Origin of the sequence: Amycolatopsis sp. NPDC051758 (assembly GCF_044453095.1) — a bacterium.
Classification (GTDB): Bacteria; Actinomycetota; Actinomycetes; order Mycobacteriales; family Pseudonocardiaceae; genus Amycolatopsis.
The window spans coordinates 363,966-388,827 of sequence record NZ_JBITCJ010000006.1; the positions used below are offsets into that span (position 1 = coordinate 363,966).

The following is a 24,862-nucleotide window of genomic DNA, read 5'->3' on the forward strand; positions in this document are numbered from 1 at the left end:
CGTGACCGATCCCTTCCGGTTCTACCGGGAGCAGCACCTGCACGACGGCCCGGTCTACAAGGCACCCGCGGACGCGGTCGCGAGCTGGCGCGAGCTCGCCGAACAGGTGCGGGCCGAGCTCACCCGGATGGGGTTCCCCGCGTCCGTGGTGCCCGAAAGCGGCGACCCGCACGGCCTGCCCTACGGCGCGCACATCTGGGTGAACCACATCGAACCGTTCGGCGTCACGCTCGACTGGGTTCCCCCGGTCACCGGCACGCCCGAGTTCTCCGAGAAGGTCCTCACCCAAGACGTGCACAGCGGCCTGTTCCCCTACGTGGTGAACGCCGGCGAGATCATCGTCCGGACGTTGAGCAGCGTTCTCCACGAAGCCGGCTTCCGCGTCCTGACCGACCACTCGGGTGGCAACACCTACAACTACCGCGTCCTCGAAGCGCCCCGGTTCCCCCGGACCTAGGGCTTCAGCTCGACCCGGCGTCCCTCCGCCGACGACGTCAACCCGGCTTCCGCGAGCTGCAGTCCCCGGGCGGCCGAGAAGAAGTCGTAGCGGTGTTGCCGTCCGGCGACCACGTCCCGGACGAACTCCTCCCACTGGGCCTTGAAGCCGTTGTCGAACTCGGTGTTGTCCGGCACCTCCTGCCACTGGTCGCGGAACGGCTCGGTCGCCGGCAGGTCCGGGTTCCACACCGGCTTCGGCGTCGCCGACCGGTGCTGGACGCGGCAGCGGCGCAGGCCGGCGACCGCGCTGCCCTCGGTGCCGTCGACCTGGAACTCGACCAGCTCGTCGCGGAAGACACGGACCGCCCACGACGAGTTGATCTGCGCGATGGCTCCCGATTCCAGCTCGAAGATGCCGTACGCGGCGTCGTCCGCGGTGGCCGCGTAGGCCTCACCCTGCTCGTCCCAGCGGCGCGGGATGTGCGTTGTCGCTTTTGCGGTCACGGCCGAAACGCGGCCGAAGAGGTTCTCGAGCACGTAGTTCCAGTGGCAGAACATGTCGAGGACGATGCCGCCACCGTCCTCGGCGCGGTAGTTCCAGCTCGGCCGCTGCGCCTCCTGCCAGTCACCCTCGAAGACCCAGTAGCCGAACTCGCCGCGCACCGACAGGATCCGCCCGAAGAACCCGCCGTCGATCAGCCGCCGCAGCTTCCGCAGGCCGGGCAGGAAGAGCTTGTCGTGCACAACGCCGTGGCAGATCCCCGCGTCCCGCGCGAGCCCGGCGAGCTCCAGCGCCGACGTCAGCGACTCGGCCAGCGGCTTCTCGGCGTAGACGTGCTTGCCCGCGGCGATCGCGGCGCGCACCGCCGGCTCACGCGCCGACGTCAGCTGGGCGTCGAAGTAGATCTGGACGTCGGCCAGCGCCGAATCGACGTCCGTCGTCCACGCCGTGAGGCCGTGCCGGTCGGCCAGGTCCTTGAGCTTCCCGGCGTTGCGCCCGGCGAGGATCGGCTCGAGCTGCACCCGGCTGCCGTCGGGCAGCTCGACCCCGCCCTGCTCGCGGATGGCCAGCACCGACCGGAGCAGGTGCTGCCGGTAGCCCATCCGGCCGGTGACCCCGTTGAGCAGCACTCCGATACTGGTCTGGTTCATGGCCGGCCTTCCTGGTCGAGGTACGTGTCTCAGTGGATGTCGTATTCGGCGCGCCGTCCGCACATACCGAAGCCGTCGGGGTTCGACGGCGTCGCGACCCGGACCCCCGACTGCTCGAGGTGGCTGCCGTCGCCGTCGGCGAGCGCCTTGAGGTGGGCGCCGGTCAGTTCGGCGGCCTTGAGCGCGCAGGCCTGCCAGCGCGGAACCCACTCGCCGATTTTCGGCGAAACGAGCGCGACGGCCACCCGGTGGAACGCCCTCAGCGGCTCGGCGTCGCCGTCCAGCAAGGCCTCCCGCAACGGCAGATAACCACGAACCGCCAGGTCACGACGCTGTCGAGCGGCGTCGTCGCTTTTCGGCAACGCGGCCGCGTCGGCGTAGGCGGCAGGGTCGGCGAGCACGTCGGGCGGGAAGGTGAACACGGCGTCGCCGGCCTCCGGCAGCCCGCTGTTCTGCATGAGCACGGTGACGCGCAGCCCGCCGCCCTGCACCATCCGGTGCACGGTCCCCGGCGCGAACCACGCGATCACCCCGGCCTCCAGCGGCGTCTCGGCGTAACCGCCGACGCTCAGGGTCTGGACGGCGCCTTGGCCGCCGGTGACGACGTAGGCCTCGGTGCAGGCGAGGTGCAGGTGCGGACTGCCGCCGCAGACGCCGTCCTCGGCTTCCCAGTCGTAGGCGCGCAGGTGCGAAACGCCGATGCCACCCGGTAGGGGGAATTCGTCCATGCCCAGCCCTTCAGAATCCGTGACTCTCGAGGTACCGCGTCACCCGATCGCGGTCCCAGGCTCCGTCGGCGACGACGATCCGATAGCGGTAAGCAAACCTCTCCCCCGGCGGCAGGGCGAATTCCTCGAAAAACGCCCAGGAGATGGCGACCATCGGCGTGTCCTGCGAACGAACGAACCAGTGCGACTCGTGGATCGCCCCGTCGTTCTCGGGCGCGTGCGCGAAGACGAGCGTCGAATGCGCGTCGACGTCGTCGTGTTCACCGACGAAGGCCAGCCACGGCGCCTGCGCACCCATCATCTTGTCGCCATCCAGGTCACCAGGCCCGAGGACGCGGCCGCCACTGAAGTCGCGCGGGCCCCGCCAGTGCAGACCGGTGTACCCGGCCTGCTCACGGCCGGCGGTGGTCGGGCTGCCGAACACGAGCGGCGCGTCGCGGACGTTGGTGAGCTCGATCGCCCAGTCGATGGCCCACGCGCCTTCGTCGGGCTCGACCGAATGAACGACGATGTCGCGCCGCTCCCGCGCCCACGGGTCGCCGCCGTTGGCCACCCAGGTGAGCCGTTCGGTGATGCTCAGCCGGTCACCGTCGACCGTGAACGCGGAGAACTCGTCGTGCCGCATGGAGCCGATGCGGTCGGGCAGGTCCTGGTACCAATCTCCCGGGACGTAGGTGTGGCCGCCCCAGAAGTTCTGGCCGGAGAGGTGGCTGGCCGTCATCTGCAGGCCCTTGTGCCAGCGGTGGTCGGCGGGCCGGTACCCGCTGACGCGCCGGCCGCGGAGGGTGCGCAGCGGGTGGGTGTAGGGCTTCCGGGACTCGTAGGCCACCGGGTCGGGCTTGTACACATAGGACATCAGTTGCACCCCGGCCGCCTCGACGGTCACGTGGTCGCCGTGCCGGTGGGTCACGGTGATGGGCGCGCTCACCGTGGGTCCCCCGCCATGGACCGGTAGAAGGCATCACCGGGCCCGATCTCCCCACGGCGCACGCCGAGCCCGGTGCACGCGGACTTGTACAACGCCGCGACGAACTCCAGCACCCGCCGCCCATCGGCCCCGCTGCAGGGTGGCCGCCGCCGTTGCCGAAATGCGGCAAGAACGGGCGCCAACGCGGCGGCATGCGAGCTCCGGACGTCCTCAACCGGCGCATCAACCTCGCCCAGGCCCGGCGCGGCGGTGTAGCGCCAGTCGCCGTTGCCGTACCCGTAGAGGTGCGTGAGCTCGGCGGTCGCCCGCTCGCAGTCGATCCGGATCCGGCTCACCTCGTCCGGCGAGACGACGCTGTTGACGACGGTCCCCAGCACCCCCGACTCGAACCGGACGAGCGCGGTGGAGACGTCCTCGGTCTCGACGTCGTGCACGAGCCGCGCGGTCATCGCGCGCACTTCGGCCCAGTCGCCGAGCAGGTGGAGCAGCAGGTCCATCTGGTGGATGCCGTGCCCCATGGCCGGCCCGCCACCTTCGGTCTCCCACCGCCCCCGCCACGGCACGGCGTAGTAGTCGGCATCCCGAAACCAGGTGGTCTGACAATGCGCGACGAGCGGACGACCGAGTTGCCCTCGCGCGAGCAGGTCCCGGAAGTGCGCGGCGCCGGAGCCGGACCGCTGCTGGTAGACGAAGGAAACGTAGGGACCCCCGTCCCGTTCGGCAGCAGCCATCTCGTCGTACTCGGCCAGCGACCGACACGGCGGCTTCTCACACCAGACCCAGGCGCCGCTCGCCAGCGCCACCTTGGTCTGTTCAACGTGCAGGCCGGGCGGAGTGCAGATCGAGACGAGATCGGGTTCCTGCTCGGCGAGCAGCGAGCCGAGGTCACGGTAGGGCTTGGCGTGCTCGGTCCCGGCACAGAAAGCCACTGCCCGGCTCTCGTCGATATCGGCAGCTGCCACGAGGTCAACGTCGTGATGATGAGCCTGATAGGCGGCGCGGTGACTATCAGCGATTCCACCGGCCCCGACGACGGCGACGCGTAAGCGCTTTCCCTGAGCCAACCCGGACCTCCTTACTCAGCAAGCACTTGACGCCGGCGACCCCACGCGGCGTCCACTCGTCCCGCGGCCCCCACGACCAGTCCGCGCGAACTCCTGTCCACACCCGCTCTCCACGACGCGAGCCCTCCGCCCTCACGGCTTTGCTCTCCATAACGCGCAACCTCTGCTCGCCCCGCGTCGTTCCTGGGCACCGCAGCCTCCCGCGGCTCCACCATCCGACCGTCTCAGAAAGCGCTTTCTCACGCAACGGCCCATCTGGACTGTCAACGTTGTCACCGCCGACGGTCGACCGAACGGACGACCCGGCCCCCACCCAGACCGCCCCACCAGACGCCGCGACACGGCGCTCCGGCGATCAGCGGCTCTTGCTCCGAGGCTCACGTTTCCGCGACTGGCGGGTTTCAGCCCGCATCGCACGCACGTCCATAAAAGCAACCACGCCCGACACGAGCGCGGCGAGCGACCCGAGGAACCGCCCGAAGCCCGGATTGATGGCGATCCCAGCGACGTCGAAGATGCCGCGCTGGTCCGCGTCGAACTCCCAGTCGAGGGTGAACCAGCCCAGCGCCACCAGCAGCAGCGACGCCGCGGCGACCACCAGCCACAGGTGCGGCAGGCCACTGACCCGCATGGTCCGGATTCGCCCGAAAACGACCACGACCAGTCCCGCCAGTAACAACAGCAGCGGCGGGCACCAAGCGAAGAAGCTCGAGTTCCACGCATCCCGGGCGACGTCACCGTGCGGTAACTGCGACAGGATGTCTTCGATGTCTGGCTTGTTGGCATCCAGCGTGGTCCACGGCAGGAACGTCGAGCCCAGCGCGAGCAGCCCGGCCGCCAGGCCGAGCCACTCGCGCCAGGTGACGCTCTTGACCGAAAAGGGCTGTGTCATGAAAACGGTCAGGAGCCGACGCGCTCGATGATCAGCTCGCGGACCCGCTTGGCGTCGGCCTGCCCCTTGGTCGCCTTCATGACCGCGCCGACGATCGCGCCCGCCGCGGCCACCTTGCCGCCGCGGATCTTGTCCGCGACGTCCGGCTGCGCGGCCAGGGCCTCGTCGATCGCCGCGAGCAGGGCCGAGTCGTCCGAGACGACCTTCAGCCCGCGCTTCTCGACGACGTCCCGAGGCTCACCCTCGCCGGCGAGCACGCCCTGGAGGACCTCCTTGGCCAGCTTGTTCGTCAGCTCGCCGGACGACACCAGCGCGATGATCTCCGCCACCTGCTTCGGGGCGATCGGCAGATCCGCCAGCTCGACCTCGCGGGCGTTCGCCTCCTGCGCCAAGGTGTTGACCCACCAGCCGCGCGCCTCGTCCGGCGACGCGCCGGCCTCGACCGTGGCCGCGACCAGGTCGACGGCGCCGACGTTCAGCAGGTCACGCAGGGCTTCGTCGGAAAGTGACCATTCCGTCTGGATCCGCTTGCGCCGCTCGGACGGCATCTCCGGCAGCGTGCCGCGCAGCTGCTCGACCCACTCGCGCGAGGGCGCGATCGGGACCAGGTCGGGCTCCGGGAAGTACCGGTAGTCCTCGGCGGTCTCCTTGGTGCGGCCCGGCGACGTCGAGCCGTCGGCCTCCTGGAAGTGCCGCGTCTCCTGCTTGATCTTGCCGCCGTCGGCGAGGATCGCCGCCTGCCGCGTCATCTCGTAGCGAACGGCCCGTTCGACGCTGCGCAGCGAGTTGACGTTCTTCGTCTCGGTGCGGGTGCCGAACTCGGTCGCATCCTTCGCCATCAGCGAAACGTTCGCGTCGCAGCGCAGCGAGCCCTGGTCCATGCGGACGTCCGACACGTCGAGCGCACGCAGCAGGTCACGCAGCGCCGACACGTAAGCACGCGCGACCTCGGGTGCCCGCTCGCCGGTGCCCTCGATCGTCTTGGTGACGATCTCGATCAGCGGCACGCCGGCCCGGTTGTAGTCGAGCAGCGAGTGCTCGGCGCCGTGGATCCGGCCAGTGGCGCCGCCGACGTGCAGCGACTTGCCGGTGTCCTCCTCCATGTGCGCGCGCTCGATCTCCACGCGCACGACCTCACCGTCGTCGAGCGTGACGTCGAGGTAGCCGTTGAAGGCGATCGGCTCGTCGTACTGCGACGTCTGGAAGTTCTTCGGCATGTCCGGGTAGAAGTAGTTCTTCCGGGCGAACCGGCACCACTCGGCGATCTCGCAGTTCAGCGCGAGACCGATCCGGATCGCACCCTCGACGGCCTTGCTGTTGACGGCCGGCAGCGCGCCGGGCAGGCCGAGGCAGGTCGGGCAGACCTTCGTGTTCGGCTCGCCGCCGAACTCGTTCGGGCAGCCGCAGAACATCTTGGTGTTGGTGTTCAGCTCGACGTGCACCTCGAGCCCCAGCACGGGGTCGAAGCGTTCGATGACGTCGGCGTAGTCCATCAACTCGGCCACGGCAGTCACTTCGTTCCTCCCAGCTCCGGGACCTTGTGGATGAGCGCTCCACCGGCGGCGGCGTCGCGGGCGGCCTCGTAGGCGGCGCCGACCCGGTAGAGCCGGTCGTCGGCGAGCGCCGGGGCCATGATCTGCAGGCCGACGGGCAGCCCGTCCTCGTCGGACAGCCCGCTCGGCACGCTCATGGCGGCGTTGCCGGCGAGGTTCGACGGGATCGTGCACAGGTCGGCGAGGTACATCGCCATCGGGTCGTCGACGCGCTCGCCGATCTTGAACGCCGTGGTCGGCGTCGTGGGCGAAACGAGGACATCGACCTTTTCGAAGGCGGCCGCGAAGTCACGCGTGATCAGCGTGCGCACCTTCTGCGCCGAGCCGTAGTAGGCGTCGTAGTAGCCGGACGACAACGCATAGGTGCCCAGCATGATGCGCCGCTTGACCTCGGCGCCGAAGCCCTTTTCGCGAGTCAGCGACATGACCTCTTCGGCGCTGTGCGTGCCGTCGTCGGCGACGCGCAGGCCGTAGCGCATGGCGTCGAACCGGGCGAGGTTCGACGAGCACTCGCTCGGCGCGATCAGGTAGTACGCGGGCAGCGCGTAGACGAAATGCGGACAAGACACCTCGACGACCTCGGCGCCGAGCGCACGCAGCTGCTCGACCGCGGCCTGGAAGGACCGCTCCACGCCCGGCTGGTAGCCGTCGCCGCCGAACTCCTTCACGACGCCGACCTTGACGCCCTTCAGGTCACCGTTCGCCCCCTGGCGAGCGGCGGCCACGACCGGCGGCACCGGCGCCTCGATCGACGTCGAGTCCCGCGGGTCGTACCCGGCGATGACCTCGTGCAGCAGCGCGGCGTCGAGCACCGTCCGGGCGCAGGGCCCGGCCTGGTCGAGCGAAGACGAAAAAGCGACAAGGCCGTAGCGCGAGACGCCGCCGTAGGTCGGCTTGACCCCGACGGTGCCGGTGACGGAACCGGGCTGCCGGATCGACCCGCCCGTGTCCGTGCCGATGGCGAGGGCCGCCTCGAAGGCCGCGATCGACGCCGACGAGCCACCGCCCGACCCGCCCGGGATGCGGGCGTGGTCCCACGGGTTGTGCGTCGGGCCGTACGCCGAGTTCTCGGTCGACGACCCCATGGCGAACTCGTCCATGTTCGTCTTGCCGAGAATCACGACACCGGCCTCACGCAGCTTGCGCGTCACCGTCGCGTCGTACGGCGGGATCCAGCCTTCGAGCGTTTTCGAACCACAGGTGGTCGGCACGCCCTCGGTGGTCAGGACGTCCTTGAGCGCCAGCGGCACCCCGGCCAGCGGCGACGCGGGCGCCTGGCCGTCGGCGATGCCCTCGTCGACGGCCTTGGCCGCGGCCAGCGCGCCCTCGGTGTCGACGTGCAGGAACGCGTGGATGTGGTCGTCGACCTCGGCGATCCGGTCCAGGTGGGCCTGCGTGACCTCGACCGCGGACACCTCGCGCGTGTGGATCTTCTCCGCCAGCTCCGCGGCGGTCAGCTTGATGAGCTCGGTCACTGCTCTTCCCCCAGAATCCGCGGCACCCGAAAGCGGCCGTCCTCGGCGGCCGGCGCACCGGCCAGCGCCTGCTGCTGCGAGAGCCCGGGGACGACAACGTCCCGTCGGAAGACATTCGTCAGCGGCACGGCGTGCGACGTGGGCGGCACGTCGGCGGCGGCGACCTCGCTCACCTTGGCCACCGAGTCCAGGATCTGGTCGAGCTGGCCGGCGAAGACGTCGATCTCGTCGTCGGTCACGGCCAGCCTGGCCAGCTTCGCGAGGTGCGCGACCTCGTCTCGGGAAATGTTGGGCACGCGGGTGACTCCCGGGTTGTGCTGTGCGGGTTGTCTCGGAAGCTGCAAGTCTATGGTGGCGGCGCGGGCGGACTCGACTGGGTTACGCCCGGCGCAAGCCGGGTGCCGTCCGGCGACGCTCGCATCCCGCCCGGCGGACAGCGGGTCCCGCGGGCCGGGTGGGTCTGTCACAATCGGCGACCGGCATCGAGCGTCCCACGGCAAGGCTGGGACGCCAGAGGTGAGAGGGGCGCGTGGTGTCGTTCCTGATCCGGGTCCTCCTTCCGGACAGCCCGGGGACCCTCGGCGCGGTCGCCACGGCGCTCGGCACGGTAGGCGCCGACATCCTCAGCGTGGACGTCGTCGAACGCGGCACGGGCGTGGCCGTCGACGACCTCGTGGTCGAGCTGCCGTCCGGCCGTTTGCCCGACGCGCTCATCACGGCGGCGGAGAGCGTCGAAGGCGTCGAAGTGGACGCGGTCCGCCCCTACGCGGGCGTGCTCGACACGCACCGTGAACTCGAACTCGTCGAAGAGATAGCTGCGCGGCCGAAAAGCGGCCTCGACATCCTGGCGGAGGGCGTCCCCCGCATCGTGCGCGCCGGCTGGGCGATGATCGTCGAACACGCCGAAACGGGCGCGATCCGGCTGGCCTCCTCCAGCGCGGCGCCGGAGACCCCGATCACCGACCTGCCCTGGCTGCCGCTCGAACGCGCGACGGTCCTCGACAGCGAGGAGGCCTGGATCCCGGAGACGTGGAAGGAGCTCGGCACCGAACTGGCCGCGACCCCGCTCGGCAAACCGGGCAAGGCGCTGCTGGTGGCCCGCCCGGGTGGGCCGAACTTCCGCGCCGCCGAGGTCGCCCGGCTCGCTCATCTCGCGGGAATCGTCGCCGTCGTCCTCGACGGCTAGCCCCGAAGGCACGTTGTCGAAAAGGGGACGAGTCCGCGCGGACTCGTCCCCTTTTCGACGAACGCCAGGTCAGACGTCGATCTGGTAGGCGATCAGACTGATGTGCGGGAACGGCCGCCAGTCCCGCTCGGCCAAGCGCGCGAACCCGAGACGCGCGTAAAGCCGGTGCGCGCTGTCCATCCCGCTGAGGCTGCTCAGCACCACCTTGCGAATGCCCGACGCCCGCGCGCGGTCGAGCACGGCTCGCGTCAACGCCTCACCTACACCACGGCCACGCGCCGACGGCGCCACCGCAAGCATCCGGAACTCCAGCTCCCCCGGACGCGAGATCTCGGCGTACGGCGACCCAGGCCGCACGACGGTCACGGTGCCGAGCACCTCCCCCGCCGCGTCGACGGCGACGAGCACTTCGGCCAGCTCAGCCCGCGCCGCGATGTCACGCAGCTTCGCGTCGTACCCGACGTCGCCAGCCAAGTGACCATCAACGTCATAGGCCTGGACCGTGACCTCGCCGGCCGCGGCGTACTCCTCGGGCCGCGACGGCCGGATCTCGACATCACCCATCCGTCTCCCCAGACTCGTCTTCGGTGGTTTCGTCGCCGGCCGGCAGTGCCACCTCCTGCGCCGCTTCGGGCCCCTGCTCCAGCAGGACGCGGAAGCCGCCTTCGTCCAGGACCGGCACCTTCAGCTGCACGGCCTTGTCGTATTTCGAACCAGGCGAATCCCCGACGACGACGAACGCGGTCTTCTTCGAGACCGACCCGACGGCCTTGCCGCCGCGGGCCATGATGACCTCCTTGGCCTCGTCGCGCGAGAAGCCGTCGAGCGAGCCCGTCACCACGATCGACAGCCCTTCGAGGTTGCGCGGGATCGACTCGTCACGCTCCTCCTCCATCCGCACGCCGGCACGTCGCCATTTTTCGACGATCTCCCGGTGCCAGCCGACCTCGAACCACTCCTGGGTGGCGTGCGCGATGGTCGGGCCGACGCCGTCGACGTCCGCCAGCTCTTCCTCGGTGGCCTCTTCGATCCGCTGGACCGAACCGAACTCACGGGCCAGCGCCTGCGCCGCGGTCGGCCCGACGTGCCGGATCGACAAAGCGACCAGCACCTTCCACAGCGGCCTGTCCTTCGCCACGTCGAGGTTCGCGAGCAGCTTTCGTGCGTTTGCCGACAACTCGCCGGCCTTGGTGCGGAACAGCTCGACCTCGGCGAGGCTGTCCTCGTTCAGGTCGAAGACGTCACCCTCGTCGGCGACCACCCGCGCGTCGAGCAGCGCGACCGCCGCCTCGTAGCCGAGGACCTCGATGTCGAACGCGCCGCGCCCGGCCAGGTGGAAGATCCGCTCCCGCAGCTGCGCGGGGCAGAACCGGGTGTTCGGGCAGCGGATGTCCTTGTCGCCCTCCTTCTGGTAGGCGAGCTCGGTGCCGCATTCCGGGCACTCGGTGGGCATGACGAACTCGCGTTCGTCGCCCGTGCGGGCGTCCACAACCGGCCCGAGGACCTCGGGGATGACGTCGCCGGCCTTGCGAATGACGATCCGGTCGCCGATGAGCACGCCCTTGCGCTTGACCTCCTCCTGGTTGTGGAGGGTGGCCCTGGCCACGGTCGACCCCGCGACCTTGACCGGCTCGGTGACCGCGAACGGCGTCACCCGCCCAGTTCGCCCGACGCCGACCTGGATGTCCAGCAGCGTGGTGATCGCTTCTTCCGGTGGGTACTTGTAGGCGATCGCCCACCGCGGCGCGCGCGACGTCGTCCCCAAACGCCGCTGCAGCGCCACCTGGTCGACTTTGATGACAACGCCGTCGATCTCGTGTTCGGCGTCGTGGCGGTGCTCACCCCAGTAGGTGATGTGCTCGGTGAGCTCGTCGGCCGTCGTCAGGACCTTGCTGTGCGGCGACACCGGCAGCCCCCACGCGGCCAGCGCGTCGTACGCCTCCGACTGGCGCTGCGGCTCGAAGCCCTCCCGCTTGCCGAGCCCGTGACAGATCAGCCGCAGCCGGCGTTCCCGGGTGATCTTGGGGTCCTTCTGCCGCAGCGACCCGGCTGCGGTGTTGCGCGGATTCGCATACGGCGGCTTGCCCGCTTCGACCATCTTCGCGTTCAGCTCGAGGAAATCCTCGACGCGGAAGTAGACCTCGCCGCGCACCTCGACCAGAGCGGGCACCGGGAACTGGTCGGTGGCGGTGAGCGTCTCCGGCACCTGCTCCAGCGTGCGCATGTTCAGCGTGACGTCTTCGCCGGTGCGGCCGTCACCCCGGGTGAGCGCCCGGGTGAGGTGGCCGTTTTCGTACAGGAGGTTGATCGCCAGGCCGTCGATCTTCAGCTCGGCCAGGAACTCGGTCTTCCCGACCTCCTTCTCGACGCGCTCCACCCAGGTGAGGAACTCCTCGGTGTCGAACACGTTGTCCAGGCTGAGCATGCGCTCGAGGTGGTCGTAGGCGGTGAACTCGGTCGAGAACGTGCCCCCGACCCGCTGGGACGGCGAGTCGGGTGTGACCAGCGCCGGGTGCGCTTCCTCGATCTGCTGCAGTTCGCCCAGCAGCTCGTCGAACTGCCCGTCGGAGATGATCGGCGAGTCCAGGACGTAGTAGCGGAACTGGTGGTTGCGCAGTTCCTCGGCGAGGGCGCCATGCCGCTCGCGCACGTCGGCCGGGACGTCGGTGACGTCCTCGGCCGCCACCGGTGCGTCGACCGCCGCGATCTGGTCCTGGGGGAGTTCGGTGCTGCTCACGGGTGGTAACCCTAGCCGGAGGCACCGACATTTTCGTCGGGTCCGGCGTCCAGTCCGCGGACCAGTTCACGGAGCTCCAGAAGGGTGATCGCGCCGGCCGGTTCGGCCTCCGCGGTCTCGACGCGCCGTAACCGTTCGGCGGCGAGCCGTTCACCCAATGTCGCGTCGAGGGGCAGGAAAGTCATGGTTCGCCGGGTCGCGTCGTCGAGGTCGCCGAAGCCGGGGTGGAAGACGGCGACGTCGACCACGTGCTCGGCTTCGTCGACCTGCGCGACCACCCGGACGTCGGCCAGCGCGATCCGGTGCTCGCCGAGGTTCACCGTGACCTCGGTCGGATCCGGCACCGGCGGGACCGAGTCGTGGTACTCCCAGATCGCGTCCTCGAGTGGCGCGGCGGCGCGCCAAGCATCGGTGAACGGCCGCACTTCCGGATCCTCCTGGCCGGTCACGACCAGGGCGTAGATCGCGCGGCGACCACGCTCGAGCGAGAAGTGCAGCCGCGGGTGCAGCGCCTCGACCAGCTGGCAGAGCTCGTGCTCCACCCGGTGCGGCTCCCCCTCGCCGAGCGCCGCGCTGATCATCGGAAGCAGCTCAAACCAACTCCGCCAGAACTCCTCCGCGGCGGCTGCCGGGTCCTCCGGCACCTGCTGCTCGGGCCACGCGGTACGCGGGTCGGGCGGATCGGCGTCGGTGTTCTTGCGGCGGAACAGGCGCATGGTTACGGGTGGTCCTCGTTCGGTCGGCTACCCCGTCACGCTACTTGCCGCGTGAGGGGATGTCGGCGACTTGACGGATTCCGTCACCAGCCTTCCGGAGGCTCCACGAAGGCCTTTCCGAGGTCACGTGTCAGCGCCAGGGCCCGGCGCATCCAGTCGGGCGTGGCACCGGCAAGGCCACAAGCCGGTGTCGGCACCGCTCGTTCGGCGAGGACGCTGCGGTTGAAGCCGAGCCGGTCGGCCAGCCGGAACGCCGGCTCGCCGACGTCCTTCAGGCTCAGCGGGGACGCGGGCGCCGTCGTCGGAACCGCGCCCAGGAACAGCGTCGCCCCGCCGTCCCAGACTTCGCCGATTTCGTCGAGAAACGCCGCAGAGGCGCCGTCGAGCGCTGCGAGATCGAAGGCCAGGGCGTCCGCGCCTGCCGCACGCAGGAGTCCGAGTGGCGGTTTGGTGGCGCAGCAATGCAGGATCACCGGCCCGCCAGTGATCTTCTTCGCCCCGTCGATCACCGTGGCGAGCAGGTCACGGGCCTCGGGCTCCGGCACCGCTGGGACATTCCCGTAGCCGGAGGGCGTCGACAGGCCACCGGCCAGCACCGTGGGCAACGACGGCTCGTCGAACTGGACGACCACGGGCGCTCCGGTCCGGGCCTGCACCTCAGCGACGTGTTCGGTGAGGCCGTCCAGCAGGGACGACGTGAAGTCCCGCAGAGCGCCGTGATCGGTGAGCACCCGATGGCCCCGGGGCAGCTCGATCCCGGCGCCGAGCGTCCACGGGCCGGCCAGCTGGACCTTGAAGACCGACGGGGTGGCCCCGGCCTTCTCCCGCGCCTCCTGGACGGCGTCGAGATCCCAGCGCAGCAGGTCGACGGCTCGGCGGTGCTCGTGCCCCGGCCGGGAGGCGACGCGGTAGCCGCTCGGAACGACCTCGATGGCCAGGTCCACCAGCAGCGCCGCGGTCCGCCCGAGCATGTCAGCGCCGACGCCACGGGCCGGCAGCTCCGGCAGGTGCGGGAAGTCGGGCAGCTCGCCGAACACGACCGCCGCCGCCTCCGCGGCATCTGTGCCCGGCATCGAACCGATCGCCGTCGCGGCACCCGTGGGCCAAAGTCGCTCAGTCACGACCGCTGATTCTGGTCGACCACCCGCCCCGGGCGCCGACCGGGCTGCCGCACTGATACGCCGCGATGCAGACATTCGCCGCATTTCCTTTTACCGGCACCACAGGCGGGCCGGCGCGGATAGGGTGACCAGCCATGACGAGTTCGCCACCGCAGCCGGGCTGGTACCCCGACGCGCGGGACCCCCGTCTGCACCGTTGGTGGGACGGACAGGCCTGGACGGCCAACACCCGACCGGCCCACCAGGCACCGCCACCGAGCGACTCCGAGCCGATCGAGCTGGACATCGAACGCGGCCACGATCCGGCGCGCATCCAGAGCCAGGTCGGCCGCGCGACGCGTGGCCGCGGCAGTGCGCAAACCGGTGGCGGGACCCTGTTCACCGAGCCGGTCCTGGTGGTCAACCAGCGCGCCAAACTGATCGAGATGGCCAACGAGTTCGGCGTCTTCGACCAGCACGGCAACCGGCTCGGCGGGGTCGTTCAGGTCGGCCAGAGCACGCTGAAGAAGGCGATCCGGCTCCTGACCAACTACGACCAGTTCTTGACCCACAAGTTCGAGGTCCGCGACGCCAACCACAGCACCGTGCTCAAGGTGACTCGGCCGGCGAAGGTCTTCAAGTCGCGCTTCCTCGTCACGAGGGCCGACGAGTCCCCGATCGGCGAGATCGTCCAAGAGAACGTCTTCGGCAAGATCCGCTTCGGCTTCGTCGTCGACGGCCGCTCGGTCGGCGGGATCTTCGCCGAGAACTGGCGCGCCTGGAACTTCTCGATCCGCGACCACACCGACACCGAAGTCGCCCGGGTGACCAAGACCTGGGGTGGCTTCCTCAAGGCCGCCTTCACCACGGCCGACAACTACGTCGTGGAGATCCCCCATCCGCTGCCGGATCCCCTGGCCAGCATGGTGGTCGCCGCAGCCCTCACGATCGACACCGCCCTGAAGCAGGACACCGACTGAACGAGTGACCGGCGTCTCAGCTTCTCCAGGTGGACAGCAGGCCCGGCACGGCTCAGGGTGAAGAAAGGCCGGGACGCCGCAGTCTCGCCGGGACGGAGGTCACCGTGGAACCGTTGCCGGAAAGCAGCGACAGGAACTGGACCGAGCCCGGAATCTACGAGGTATCCGCCGGCGTCTACCGGATCCCGTTGCCCCTGCCCAACGACGGTCTGCGCGCGGTCAACGTCTACGCGGTCACCGATGGCGAGAAGCTGGTGCTCGTCGACTCGGGCTGGGCCCTCGCCGAGGCGCGGCAACAGCTCGCGGACGCGCTCGCCGGGATCGATGCCGAACTCGGCGACGTCAGCGAGTTCCTCGTGACCCACGTGCACCGTGACCACTATTCGCAGGCAGTCGTCCTCCGTCGCGAGTTCGGCTCGAAGATCGCCCTCGGCCAGGACGAAGAGCCCTCACTCAAGGTTTCGGGCAATCCCGACCGCCTTCCGATGGAAGCTCAGGTCGATCTCCTGTTCCAGGCTGGCGCCGGTGAAGTCGTCGAAGCCCTGGCTCGCGAGTTCGGCACGAATCGGCGACACACGGAAGCCGATCTCTGGGAAGCGCCCGACGAGTGGCTGACCCCGGGACCGCGCCCGATCCTGCCCGGCCGCGAATTCGACGTCGTCGCCACTCCCGGGCACACGGCCGGCCATGTCGTCTTCGTCGACCACAACGCAGATCTGCTGTTCTCCGGCGACCACGTGCTGCCGCACATCACGCCCTCGATCGGATTCCAGCCCGTGCCGGCCGAGTTGCCGCTCAACGACTTCATCGACTCACTGCGCCTCGTGCGCGGCATGCCGGACCGCCGCATGCTTCCCGCCCACGGTCCCGTGTCCGAAAGCGTGCACACCCGGGTCGACGAGCTGTTGGAACATCACCGGCAGCGCCTCGAAACGATGGGTTCGCAGATCGCGGCCGGCGCGAACACGGCATTCGAAACCGCGCACCGGATCGGCTGGACGCGCCGAAACCGCAAGCTGTCCGAAATGGACTCGTTCAATCAGATGCTCGCGGTCCTGGAAACCGCGGCGCACCTCGACCTGCTGGTGTCCCAGGGCAAACTGGCCGCCCAGGCCGTCGACGGCGTCCGGCACTACACGATGCCTTGACGGACGCCTCAGCACCGCGGGTAGCCGACTCGTAGCAGTTACGCCTCTCGACCGGCTTCCTGCATACTGGGCGAAATGGATGTCATCAGACGTGCCCGTGCCACGGACGTCGAAGCGCTCGTGCGCTTGTTCGGCGCACCGGGTGAGCCGCTGGCAGCCGCGCTCCGGGAGCTCATGAACACGCCGCACGTCACCCTGGTCGTGGCCGAAGACGACAACGGCGTCGCCGGGACTGCCCAACTCACGGTGTTGCGAGGACTCGGGTGGGAAGGTGCGACTCGTGGTCTGCTCGAAGGCATCCGCGCCGTTCGGCGCGGCGTGACCAGCGCTCTCTTGACCTGGGGCATCGACGAGGCTCGCCGGCGAGGCTGCACCCGACTCCACCTGGACTCCGGTCTCGCTCGCGCCGACCTTGGAGACTTCTACGCGCGCTTCGGGTTCGCGCACAGCTACCAAGGGTTCACTCGCGCCCTGTGATACTTGCGCCGTGACCGACTACACCATCCGCAGGGCACGGCGTGACGACATCGGCGCGATTGTGCGCATGCTGGCGGACGACCAGCTCGGCGCAACCCGGGACGACCCCGAAGACCTCGGCCCGTACCTGCGGGCTTTCGAGGAAATTGAGGCAGATCCGAACCAGCTCTTGGTGGTCGTCGCGACCGGCGAGCAGCCTGTCGGAACTCTCCAGCTGACGATCATTCCCGGCTTGGCCAGGCGCGGCGCGCTTCGTGGTCAAGTCGAGGCAGTGCGGATCCACGCCGAGCACCGCGGCTCCGGGCTCGGCGCCGACCTCATGCGCTGGGCGATCGACGAGTCGCGACGACGCGGGTGCGCGCTCGTGCAGCTCACCTCGGACACCTCCAGGACAGCGGCACACCGGTTCTACGAGCGCCTCGGGTTCGAACCGAGCCACACGGGCTTCAAGTTCAAGCTCTGAGCAGCGATGGTCTCGACACCACCGTTTGTCCACATTGGACATAATCTCGATTGCCCCTCTCAAAATCGGCGTCGCACGCATCCGCACCCGCGAACCATTCCGAATCAATTCCAGTCCGTCAAGTCATGAAGGGCGCGAACGGACCGTTCGCTCCCTTTCACCATCCTTTCTTGCGAACCTCGGTGACTTTTCCCGCGAACCGTCGTACGGTCACACTCATGGCATCTTCACAACCACTCCGCAAGCTCAACCCCGCTACCGGTCCTCAGAATCCCCACGACATGCTGCCGGTCATGCTGAGGTCCGTCCGTACTGATCCGGATACGTTGCAGCGCATGAAAGACGAACAAGTCGTTGACATCATCCGCGACACCGACGCAGAGATCTCCAAGCTGCAGGCCCTCCAACTACGAGCGATCGCGGATTTGAGCGTGCGCAGAAGACGGGTACCCAGCGCGGCTTCGGAAGTGGCACTGGCCTTGTCCATCACGGAACACCGTGCCAGTGCCATCGTTTCCGCGGCGAATGCGCTGATCGCGCGTCTTCCCCGCATGCTCAATCTCATGGACGACGGCAGACTCGACCTCTACCGCGCCATGAAGGTCACGGATGCGACGGCATGGTTGTCCGGAGAACATGTACGTGTCGTCGACTCGACGCTCGAAGACCGGGTTCCGGGACGAAACGCCACTCAAGTTCGCCGTGCCGCGGCTTATGCCGCCGCGCAAGCCGATCCGGAAGGTGCCGCACTCCGCAACGAGCGAAAGCTCAACGAGCGGCGGTTCGCGCTGCACCACCAGGACACCGGCGTGACGCACATGTCGGTCAACAACGCACCGACCGACAAGGCGACGGCGGCCTACGCCCGCATCGACCGGGCTGCCCGAGCACTGAAGACTCCGGAGGAGTCACGAACGCTGGATCAGCTTCGAGCGGATGTGGCCATCGATCTGCTGCTCAGTGGCACGGGTGGCCCGAGCGAACGTACGGAAGTGTTCCTGCACATCGACCTGGCCACGTACCTCGGTCTGAACGAGTCGCCGGCAACTCTGGCCGGACGCGGCCCCATCGCGGCGTCGGTGGCCCGCCAGATCATCAGCGGCCCTGACACAACGCTACGACGAGTTCTCACTGATCCGCGCACCGGTCGTGTGATCGAACTTTCGCCGACGCGCTACCCGCTCACCCCGGCGCACGACGAGTTCATCCGGGTCCGGGATCGCGAGTGCCGACAGCCCGGGTGCACGCGGCCGGCGCAAAGCTGTGGGGTCGAAGCGACTCGCGCACAGGGCGAGGCCGGAGAAGGCGGGAATCGGCCGGTCACCTACTGCTCGCGACATCGGAAGCTGAAGGGCCAGCCCGGTTGGGAGTACGAAGTCACGCCGGACGGCACTGTCACCGTCGCGACGCCGGCTGGCGGGACGCACTCGACAACACCGCCGTCGATCCCCTCCGGCCGCCTGCGAGCGAACCGCGGCCGCAAGAAGCCACGGAGGTGAACGATGATCAGCGTGTACCCGAGATCTTCGCGCTGCCCAGGACAACATCCCCGTCGTCGTCCGGGCGATAAAGAACAACCACCTGGCCGGGGGCGACTCCGCGCAGCGGCTCACGCAAGTGCACCGACATGGTGTCGGAGTCCACGTCGGCGACCGCGTCGACGATTCCTCCGTGGGCCCTGACCTGTACCACGCACTCAGTCGGCTCGGTCAGCGGACTGCCACTGGGCCAGATCGCGCGATCGGCCTCGATCATCGTGACGCCAAGCCCAGCCGCCGAGCCGACCTTGACCGAGCCGGACACCGGTTCGAGCGACAAGACGTACCTGGGACGGCCATCCGGCGCCGGGGCTTCGATCCCGAGACCCTTGCGCTGCCCGACTGTGAACCCGTGCACTCCGGTGTGCTGCCCGAGCACTGCGCCGGTTTCGGCGTCCACGAGCTCGCCCGGGCGCTGCCCCAGCCGGTTCTCCAGGAACTTCTTGGTGTCTCCATCCGGGATGAAGCAGATGTCGTGGCTGTCCGGCTTGTTGGCGACGGACAGGCCTCGGCGCTCCGCCTCGGCCCGCACTTCCGTTTTCCAGGAGTCGCCAAGGGGGAACATGGCGTGGCTGAGCTGCTCCGCGGTGAGTGAGGCCAGCACGTAGGACTGGTCCTTACCGCTGTCCGCACTACGTCGCAGCTCCGGCACGCCGTCCGCTACGGAGAGGCGCGCGTAGTGGCCCGTCGCGACCGCGTCGAACCCGAGCGCCATCGCCTTCTCGAGGAGGGCTTCGAACTTGATCTTCTCGTTGCAGGTCACGCAGGGATTCGGCGTGCGGCCGGCCGCGTATTCGCCGACGAAGGTCTCGACAACCTCTTCGGTGAAGCGCTCCGCGAAGTCCCAGATGTAGAAGGGGATGCCGAGAATGTCGGCGGCCCGTCTGGCGTCGTGCGAGTCTTCGATCGTGCAGCACCCGCGCGAGCCGGTCCGCAAGGTGCCTGGTTTGGCTGACAGCGCCAGGTGCACGCCCACAACGTCGTGTCCGGCGTCGACCGCGCGTGCCGCGGCGACCGCCGAGTCCACTCCTCCGCTCATCGCGGCCAAAACCCGCATTGCCTTACACCTCTTGCTTCTGGGTCTGCTTGCGCATTCCGGCCAGGCCAGCCTGACGGGCGCGCGTGACGACTCCGCCGATTTCCGCAGCCACTGCCTCGACGTCTGCGGCAGTCGATGTGTGGCCGAGAGAGAAACGGAGAGAACCACGAGCCGCTGCCGGGTCGGCGCCCATAGCGAGCAGCACGTGGCTTGGCTGGGCAACTCCGGCCGTGCACGCGGATCCTGTCGAGCACTCGATGCCCTTGGCGTCGAGCAGCATCAGGAGGCTGTCGCCGGCGCACCCGGGGAATGTGAAGTGCGCGTGGCTGGGCAGTCGCTCGCCATCTCCGCCGTTGAGGACGGCGTCAGGGACCTCGCGTTGGATGGCCTCAATCAGGCCATCTCGGAGTTCCTCGATGCGCTTCGCGTATTCGGCTCGGCTCGTGGCACTGGTTCGAACGGCAGTTGCGAAACCGACGATTGCCGGGACGTCGAGGGTGCCCGAGCGCACGCTGCGTTCCTGCCCCCCACCGTGCAGCACGGGCACGCAAGTCACGTCGCGGCCGAGGAGCAGTGCTCCCACACCGAACGGACCGCCGAGCTTGTGACCGGTCAGGGTGAGCGCCGCGGCGCCGCTGGCTGCGAAGTCGACCGGAACGGCGCCGACTGCCTGAACCGCGTCGGTGTGGAGCGGGATGTCGAACTCGGCGCAGACCGCGGAGAGTTCGGCGATCGGATTGACCGTTCCGACCTCGTTGTTGGCCCACATCACGGTCGCGAGCGCCACGGTCTCGGGTTCAGCGGCGATGGCGGCGCGGAGGACGTCGGGTGACACACGGCCGTGGCTGTCCACGTCCAGCCACGTAACCTCGGCGCCGCAGTGGGATTCGAGCCATTCGACGGTGTCGAGCACGGCGTGGTGTTCTGCAGCTCCGCACAGAATGCGACGGCGCTGCTCCTGCTCGTCGTGGCGGGCCCAGTAGATGCCCTTGACCGCTAGATTGTCGCTTTCGGTGCCGCCGCCGGTGAAGATCACTTCGGACGGCCGGGCGCTTAGAGCGTCGGCGATCGTTTCACGGGCTTCTTCGACCAGGCGCCGGGCTCGGCGGCCCGAAGAATGCAGCGCGGAGGCGTTGCCCACGGTGGACAGCGCCTCAGTCATCGCCGTGATGGCGTCGGGCAACATCGGAGTGGTCGCCGCGTGGTCGAGATAGGTCATCGCCCCTTCAGGGTAGTCCGCTCCAGCGCGTGACGAAGCCCACCCTGGCCCTCGAAGTGGGCTGTCACACCTTTGACGGCCACCGTCCGGTCAGTCGGACGCCCAACAGCGCGAGCGCTACCAAGGCCGCCGTGAGCAGGGCCATCGCCGGAGACGGGTCGAAGACCGAGCCCACGACACTCAGCAGGACACCGCCCAAGCCGATGAGCAGTGCCGACCCGACCCAGTCCGCGAGCTGCATCGCCGAGGTGTTGAACCCGCGCTCACCCTCGGGTGAGTGGCGGAGCAGCAGGACCGAGATCGCCGGCATCGCGATGCCCATGCCGGCGCCGCCGACCGCGCAGCCCACGAACGCAGGCCAGCTGGGAAACCAGGGTTGCGAGACCAGGCCGAACAAGACCAGCCCGGCCGCGACCAGCCAGAACCCGGTGCGCAGTGATGCCTCCCGCGACCAGTTGAGGAACCGGCCTTGCGCCGCCGAGGCCGCGGACCAGCCCAACGCTGTGATCGTCAGCGGTAGGCCTGCGAGGGCCGGGCTGTAGCCGTGGACCGCGCTCATTGTCAGGGGCAGATATGCCTCCATCCCGGCGTACGCGCCGGCGATCAGGGCGCGCGACGCGACTACCGTCGGCAGGCCGGGGCGCGATGTCAGCGTCCCGACCGGGAGCAGGCTCCGGAGGGCGTAGCCCAGGGCCACGAGGCCGAGCGTGCCGTAGCCGAGCGCCAGGAACGACTGGTGCTGGGCCGCCCACGTCAGTGCCGCGATGCCGAGTGCGGCGATGATCGCCTGGGGTACGCCAGCGCGGCGGCCGTCCGTGGCGGGCGTGTGGGTCGGTAAGCGACGGACGACCACCACCAGCATGACCACGCCGACGACCACGAGCGGGACCAAGCCGAGGAAGACCCAGCGCCAGCCGACGCTGACCGTCAGCACTCCGGCCACCGAGGGACCGATGACCGCGGGCAGGACCCAGGCTGCGGCGTTCGCCGCATAGATCACCGGACGCTCGTGGTCGGTGAACGTCAACGCGATCAGGAGTGAGACCGAGACCAGGAGCAGACCCGACCCGAAGCCCTGCAGCGCGCGGCCGAGGAGGAACGTCGGCATCCCGGTCGCCGTCCCCGCGACGACCAGGCCGCCCGCGAACAGCACAGGACCCGTGAGCAGCGCCGGCGCCGGGCCGCGGCGGTCGCCGATCCGGCCCGAAAGCACCGTCGCGACCACACTCGAAATCAGGAAGATCGTGAACGGCCACGAGTACAGCGACAAGCCGTGGAGGTCGGCGACCAGGGTCGGCATCGCCGTCGCGACGCCCATGCTCTCGAACGCGACCAAGGTGACCACGAGCAGCAGGGCGATCGTCGTCAGCCGGTGTTCCGCGCTCCAGAGGACACTTCGGCGACGAGGGGCCGAGTCGATCGTCGAGGTCATGATCCGAAGCGTGCAACCTCCAGCCCGCTGGAGGTCAAGCCGGCTCAGGCGGAGCGGTGCGTGACCGGCTCCAGACGCAGGTCGCGGGCCAGCGCGGCGGCCTCCCCGCGGGAGCTCACGTCGAGCTTGTCGAGGATGTTGCGCACGTGGAACTTGACCGTGTGCTCGCTGAGCTGCAGCCGTTCGGCGATCTGCCGGTTGCGCAGGCCTTGCGAGATTCCGGACAGAACCTCGAGCTCACGCGGGTGGAGCCGGTCTAGAGGACGCAGCTCAGGCGGTTCGGCGACGCCGAGCGGGAGGACCGCGGTGACCGTCGTGCCCCAGCCGGGCACGGCGTCGACCTCCCAGTGACCACCGAGGGTGGTGAGGCGATCGGTCAGGCCGCGGGCCGGGACCGCGTCGGCGACCTCGGGGCTGTCGTCGCGGACCGTGATCCGCAGCACCGATCCGTCCGGCCGCCACGATGCTCGGAGGCGCGTGGTCGCTGGACGGTCCAAAGCCGCGAGCACCAAGCCGCGGGTCAGGGTGCGCGCCGTGTGGGCGATGTCCTGCGGGAGCGACGCGTCGCCGATCGGGTCGACGAGATCGACCCGGACGTCGGTGTGCCGGACCAGGTCGGCGAGCTGGGTCTTGAGCACTGCGAAGGCCGCGTCCGCCTGCTCCGCGGACAGGGCTTGGTCGCGATCGACGACACCCTTGAGCTCGAGCAGCGCGTCCGCGGCGAGGTCGACCGCGGTGCGACGGGCGACGACGTCGGAGAGCCGGCCCGAGCGGAGGACGGCCAGGAGCGTGGTCAGCGTCGCCGCGTGGGTCTGGCCCAGGTCGGTGATCGCCTGGGCTCGCGCGGTGGCCGCGGCGAGGTTGCTGGCCAGGATGTCCGGGCCCGGGTCGGTCGCGCGCTGGCCCGCGTCGGTGCTGAGGATGTGCCACAGCTGCCCGGCCAGCTCCAGCTCGGCGAGCGGAATCTCCGAGTTCTCCGGCACCACGGCGAGGACCGCGCCCTTGCCGACGGCCGGCATCGACGCGAGCAGGACGAGACGGCGTTCGACACCCCCGAGCACACCGTCGACCACGAGGGCCTTGCCCGGCTCGCTGCGGTCGACCAACCGCTGGAGCTCGACGCTCGTCACCGACTGGGCGATCGTCTCGTCGCCGACGACCTTGAGGGGGCTGCGGGGACAGTCCCCGGTCTGCATGGCGGCCGCGCTGTGCGGGATCAGCTCGCCCAGCTCGCGGGAGAACTGCAGGAGCAACTGGGGTCGTGGCGCCGAAAGCAGCCGCTCGACGACGTTCAGCACGTGTCGTGGATCCGACCAGGAAGCGACCATGAGATCCAAGGTAGGCGTGCCGGAACCGCGGCGGCCTGCTCGTCCGGCTAGTGAACACTGCTCGTCCGGGTGGTTCGGCGGGCCCGCCCGGCGAGTTGACTCGCCGGAGAGGACATTCGAACACCGAAGGTCACCAAACGAGGAGCGCGGAATCACCATGCGAGCGATCACCTTCTCCGCTTACGGCGGGCCGGACGTCCTGCAGCTGTCCGAGGTCCCGGTGCCGGAGCCCGGCCCGGGGCAGGTCCGGCTGGCCATCCGGACCGCCGGCCTCAACCCGATCGACTGGAAGATCCGCAGCGGCGCCATGCAGCAGAACTTCGCGGTCGCCTTCCCGCACACCCCGGGCCTCGAGGTCGCCGGGGTCGTCGACGCTGTTGGCGAGGGGGCGGACTTCGCCGTGGGCGACGAGGTCTTCGGCTGGTCCGAGACCGGCGCCTACGCCGAGTACGCACTGGCCAAGACGCTCGCGCCGAAGCCGGCGGGCATTTCTTGGGTGGACGCGGCGGCGCTACCGGTCGCCGGGGAGACGGCGCTTCGCGTCCTCGGGCTGCTCGAGATCCGCGAAGGCGAGGCGCTGCTGATCCACGGCGCGAGCGGCACGGTCGGCCGGTTCGCCGCGCAGGTGGCTGTCGCTCAGGGCGTGACCGTGATCGGCACCGGTGGCAGCCGGAGCCTCGACGACCTGAAGTCGCTGGGCGTCGTGCCGGTGCGCTACGGCGACGGCTGGGCCGAGCGGGTCCGCGATGCCGCGTCCGGGCAGGTGGACGCCGTTTTCGACGCCACCGGGCACGGGGTGCTGCCCGGGTCGGTCGAGCTGCGGGGCACGAAGGACCGGATCATCACCATCGCCGACGGCGCTGCGTTCGAGCTGGGCATCACCTTCTCCAGCGGAGGTGAGCAGACGCGCGAGGTGCTGACCGGGATTGCCGGCTGGGTGACCGACCACGGGGTCGGCATCGCGCAGGGCAAGAGCTACCCGCTCGCCGAGGCGGCTGCCGCGCAGGCCGAGAGCGAAGGCGGGCACCCCGGCGGGAAGCTCACGCTCGCGGTGAGCTGAGCGGCTCGGGAAAAGTTCGGGAGGCCAACCGGCGCAGCTCTCTCGCGGGCCCGGTCGGTTTCCAGCAGCCCGGTGACCGAATTTCGGCAAAGCTGAAGTGGCGGGTCCGGAGCGGCGGACTCGACCATCCTCGGCGAGGTGGAGCGGCTGGCTCGACGATTTCTCCGAAACACGAGCCTGACCAGCAGATTTCGGCACGCCGGAAGGCT

The 24,862-nt window shown here is 69.4% G+C and carries 24 protein-coding genes; 8 read left to right on the forward strand and 16 right to left on the reverse strand.

From position 1 onward, the window contains the following. The first annotated feature begins 1 nt into the window (after window position 1). Complete coding sequence (locus ACIA5G_RS28955) at window positions 2-457, forward strand: hypothetical protein (RefSeq protein WP_395928691.1); 456 nt, start codon at window positions 2-4, stop codon at window positions 455-457. On the opposite strand, the gene ACIA5G_RS28960 is transcribed toward ACIA5G_RS28955, so the two are convergent. From ACIA5G_RS28960 to gatC, 8 genes are all read right to left on the reverse strand, one after another. After that, window positions 454-1,590, reverse strand: coding sequence for a Gfo/Idh/MocA family protein (locus tag ACIA5G_RS28960; protein WP_395928693.1), 1,137 nt, complete (start codon window positions 1,588-1,590; stop codon window positions 454-456). The genes ACIA5G_RS28955 and ACIA5G_RS28960 overlap by 4 nt on opposite strands. Before the next feature lie 29 nt (window positions 1,591-1,619). Next, entirely contained in the window at window positions 1,620-2,318 is a 699-nt protein-coding gene (locus ACIA5G_RS28965) for a cupin (RefSeq protein ID WP_395928695.1), read from the reverse strand. A 10-nt stretch (window positions 2,319-2,328) separates the two neighbouring features. Continuing rightward, window positions 2,329-3,246 (reverse strand): PmoA family protein, encoded by a 918-nt coding sequence (locus tag ACIA5G_RS28970; protein ID WP_395928697.1) that lies wholly within the window; start codon window positions 3,244-3,246, stop codon window positions 2,329-2,331. Beyond that, entirely contained in the window at window positions 3,243-4,310 is a 1,068-nt protein-coding gene (locus ACIA5G_RS28975; RefSeq protein ID WP_395928699.1) for a Gfo/Idh/MocA family protein, read from the reverse strand. The genes ACIA5G_RS28970 and ACIA5G_RS28975 overlap by 4 nt, the downstream gene beginning before the upstream one ends. A 355-nt stretch (window positions 4,311-4,665) precedes the next feature. Then, a complete protein-coding gene (locus tag ACIA5G_RS28980; RefSeq protein ID WP_395928702.1) occupies window positions 4,666-5,202 on the reverse strand; it encodes a hypothetical protein in 537 nt (178 codons plus the stop codon). A gap of 8 nt (window positions 5,203-5,210) precedes the next feature. Continuing rightward, window positions 5,211-6,716 (reverse strand): Asp-tRNA(Asn)/Glu-tRNA(Gln) amidotransferase subunit GatB, encoded by a 1,506-nt coding sequence (gatB, locus tag ACIA5G_RS28985; RefSeq protein WP_395928704.1) that lies wholly within the window; start codon window positions 6,714-6,716, stop codon window positions 5,211-5,213. Beyond that, entirely contained in the window at window positions 6,713-8,230 is a 1,518-nt protein-coding gene (gene gatA / locus ACIA5G_RS28990; protein ID WP_395928707.1) for an Asp-tRNA(Asn)/Glu-tRNA(Gln) amidotransferase subunit GatA, read from the reverse strand. The genes gatB and gatA overlap by 4 nt, the downstream gene beginning before the upstream one ends. Beyond that, window positions 8,227-8,526, reverse strand: a complete 300-nt coding sequence (gatC, locus tag ACIA5G_RS28995; RefSeq protein ID WP_395928709.1) for an Asp-tRNA(Asn)/Glu-tRNA(Gln) amidotransferase subunit GatC — start codon at window positions 8,524-8,526, stop codon at window positions 8,227-8,229. Before gatC ends, gatA begins: the two co-directional genes overlap by 4 nt. A gap of 236 nt (window positions 8,527-8,762) precedes the next feature. On the opposite strand from gatC, the gene ACIA5G_RS29000 reads away from it, so the two are divergent. Then, a complete protein-coding gene (locus tag ACIA5G_RS29000) occupies window positions 8,763-9,416 on the forward strand; it encodes an amino acid-binding protein (protein ID WP_395928711.1) in 654 nt (217 codons plus the stop codon). Window positions 9,417-9,485: 69 nt separating this feature from the next. On the opposite strand, the gene ACIA5G_RS29005 is transcribed toward ACIA5G_RS29000, so the two are convergent. From ACIA5G_RS29005 to ACIA5G_RS29020, 4 genes are all read right to left on the reverse strand, one after another. Next, window positions 9,486-9,980, reverse strand: a complete 495-nt coding sequence (locus tag ACIA5G_RS29005; RefSeq protein WP_395928713.1) for a GNAT family N-acetyltransferase — start codon at window positions 9,978-9,980, stop codon at window positions 9,486-9,488. Further along, complete coding sequence (gene ligA, locus ACIA5G_RS29010) at window positions 9,973-12,153, reverse strand: NAD-dependent DNA ligase LigA (RefSeq protein ID WP_395928715.1); 2,181 nt, start codon at window positions 12,151-12,153, stop codon at window positions 9,973-9,975. The genes ACIA5G_RS29005 and ligA overlap by 8 nt, the downstream gene beginning before the upstream one ends. Before the next feature lie 11 nt (window positions 12,154-12,164). After that, window positions 12,165-12,869, reverse strand: coding sequence for a hypothetical protein (locus tag ACIA5G_RS29015; RefSeq protein ID WP_395928717.1), 705 nt, complete (start codon window positions 12,867-12,869; stop codon window positions 12,165-12,167). An 83-nt stretch (window positions 12,870-12,952) separates the two neighbouring features. After that, window positions 12,953-13,990, reverse strand: a complete 1,038-nt coding sequence (locus ACIA5G_RS29020; protein ID WP_395928719.1) for a methionine synthase — start codon at window positions 13,988-13,990, stop codon at window positions 12,953-12,955. A 134-nt stretch (window positions 13,991-14,124) separates the two neighbouring features. Here ACIA5G_RS29020 and ACIA5G_RS29025 point away from each other — a divergent pair, with 134 nt between their 5' ends. From ACIA5G_RS29025 to ACIA5G_RS29045, 5 genes are all read left to right on the forward strand, one after another. Next, the gene (locus ACIA5G_RS29025; protein WP_395928722.1) at window positions 14,125-14,949 is read left to right on the forward strand and encodes a phospholipid scramblase-related protein; all 825 of its coding nucleotides are present in this window, start codon (window positions 14,125-14,127) and stop codon (window positions 14,947-14,949) included. Between the two features lie 104 nt (window positions 14,950-15,053). Then, entirely contained in the window at window positions 15,054-16,097 is a 1,044-nt protein-coding gene (locus ACIA5G_RS29030) for an MBL fold metallo-hydrolase (RefSeq protein ID WP_395928724.1), read from the forward strand. A gap of 75 nt (window positions 16,098-16,172) precedes the next feature. After that, the gene (locus tag ACIA5G_RS29035) at window positions 16,173-16,574 is read left to right on the forward strand and encodes a GNAT family N-acetyltransferase (protein ID WP_395928727.1); all 402 of its coding nucleotides are present in this window, start codon (window positions 16,173-16,175) and stop codon (window positions 16,572-16,574) included. Between the two features lie 10 nt (window positions 16,575-16,584). Continuing rightward, complete coding sequence (locus ACIA5G_RS29040; RefSeq protein WP_395928729.1) at window positions 16,585-17,037, forward strand: GNAT family N-acetyltransferase; 453 nt, start codon at window positions 16,585-16,587, stop codon at window positions 17,035-17,037. Between the two features lie 218 nt (window positions 17,038-17,255). Beyond that, the gene (locus ACIA5G_RS29045) at window positions 17,256-18,536 is read left to right on the forward strand and encodes a DUF222 domain-containing protein (RefSeq protein WP_395928731.1); all 1,281 of its coding nucleotides are present in this window, start codon (window positions 17,256-17,258) and stop codon (window positions 18,534-18,536) included. A 7-nt stretch (window positions 18,537-18,543) separates the two neighbouring features. On the opposite strand, the gene mnmA is transcribed toward ACIA5G_RS29045, so the two are convergent. The 4 genes from mnmA to ACIA5G_RS29065 form a co-directional block, all read right to left on the reverse strand. Continuing rightward, the gene (mnmA, locus tag ACIA5G_RS29050) at window positions 18,544-19,632 is read right to left on the reverse strand and encodes a tRNA 2-thiouridine(34) synthase MnmA (RefSeq protein ID WP_395928733.1); all 1,089 of its coding nucleotides are present in this window, start codon (window positions 19,630-19,632) and stop codon (window positions 18,544-18,546) included. Between the two features lie 4 nt (window positions 19,633-19,636). Further along, window positions 19,637-20,833 carry a cysteine desulfurase family protein gene (locus ACIA5G_RS29055; protein ID WP_395928735.1) on the reverse strand — a complete coding sequence of 399 codons (1,197 nt, stop codon included), beginning with the start codon at window positions 20,831-20,833 and terminating at the stop codon, window positions 19,637-19,639. A gap of 64 nt (window positions 20,834-20,897) precedes the next feature. After that, the gene (locus ACIA5G_RS29060) at window positions 20,898-22,265 is read right to left on the reverse strand and encodes an MFS transporter (protein ID WP_395928737.1); all 1,368 of its coding nucleotides are present in this window, start codon (window positions 22,263-22,265) and stop codon (window positions 20,898-20,900) included. Window positions 22,266-22,309: 44 nt separating this feature from the next. After that, window positions 22,310-23,593, reverse strand: coding sequence for a LuxR C-terminal-related transcriptional regulator (locus ACIA5G_RS29065; RefSeq protein ID WP_395928739.1), 1,284 nt, complete (start codon window positions 23,591-23,593; stop codon window positions 22,310-22,312). Window positions 23,594-23,750: 157 nt separating this feature from the next. On the opposite strand from ACIA5G_RS29065, the gene ACIA5G_RS29070 reads away from it, so the two are divergent. Continuing rightward, entirely contained in the window at window positions 23,751-24,653 is a 903-nt protein-coding gene (locus ACIA5G_RS29070; RefSeq protein ID WP_395928741.1) for an NADP-dependent oxidoreductase, read from the forward strand. The last annotated feature ends 209 nt before the right edge of the window (window positions 24,654-24,862 follow it).

Coding starts and splice junctions, on each gene's coding strand:
- ACIA5G_RS28960 (WP_395928693.1), bottom strand. CDS start 1,590: ATGAACCAGACCAGTATCGGAGTGCTGCTCAACGGGGTCACCGGCCGG.
- ACIA5G_RS28965 (WP_395928695.1), bottom strand. CDS start 2,318: ATGGACGAATTCCCCCTACCGGGTGGCATCGGCGTTTCGCACCTGCGC.
- ACIA5G_RS28980 (WP_395928702.1), bottom strand. CDS start 5,202: ATGACACAGCCCTTTTCGGTCAAGAGCGTCACCTGGCGCGAGTGGCTC.
- ACIA5G_RS29005 (WP_395928713.1), bottom strand. CDS start 9,980: ATGGGTGATGTCGAGATCCGGCCGTCGCGGCCCGAGGAGTACGCCGCG.
- ACIA5G_RS29015 (WP_395928717.1), bottom strand. CDS start 12,869: ATGCGCCTGTTCCGCCGCAAGAACACCGACGCCGATCCGCCCGACCCG.
- ACIA5G_RS29025 (WP_395928722.1), top strand. CDS start 14,125: ATGACGAGTTCGCCACCGCAGCCGGGCTGGTACCCCGACGCGCGGGAC.
- ACIA5G_RS29035 (WP_395928727.1), top strand. CDS start 16,173: ATGGATGTCATCAGACGTGCCCGTGCCACGGACGTCGAAGCGCTCGTG.
- ACIA5G_RS29045 (WP_395928731.1), top strand. CDS start 17,256: ATGGCATCTTCACAACCACTCCGCAAGCTCAACCCCGCTACCGGTCCT.
- mnmA (WP_395928733.1), bottom strand. CDS start 19,632: ATGCGGGTTTTGGCCGCGATGAGCGGAGGAGTGGACTCGGCGGTCGCC.
- ACIA5G_RS29055 (WP_395928735.1), bottom strand. CDS start 20,833: ATGACCTATCTCGACCACGCGGCGACCACTCCGATGTTGCCCGACGCC.
- ACIA5G_RS29060 (WP_395928737.1), bottom strand. CDS start 22,265: ATGACCTCGACGATCGACTCGGCCCCTCGTCGCCGAAGTGTCCTCTGG.
- ACIA5G_RS29065 (WP_395928739.1), bottom strand. CDS start 23,593: ATGGTCGCTTCCTGGTCGGATCCACGACACGTGCTGAACGTCGTCGAG.
- ACIA5G_RS29070 (WP_395928741.1), top strand. CDS start 23,751: ATGCGAGCGATCACCTTCTCCGCTTACGGCGGGCCGGACGTCCTGCAG.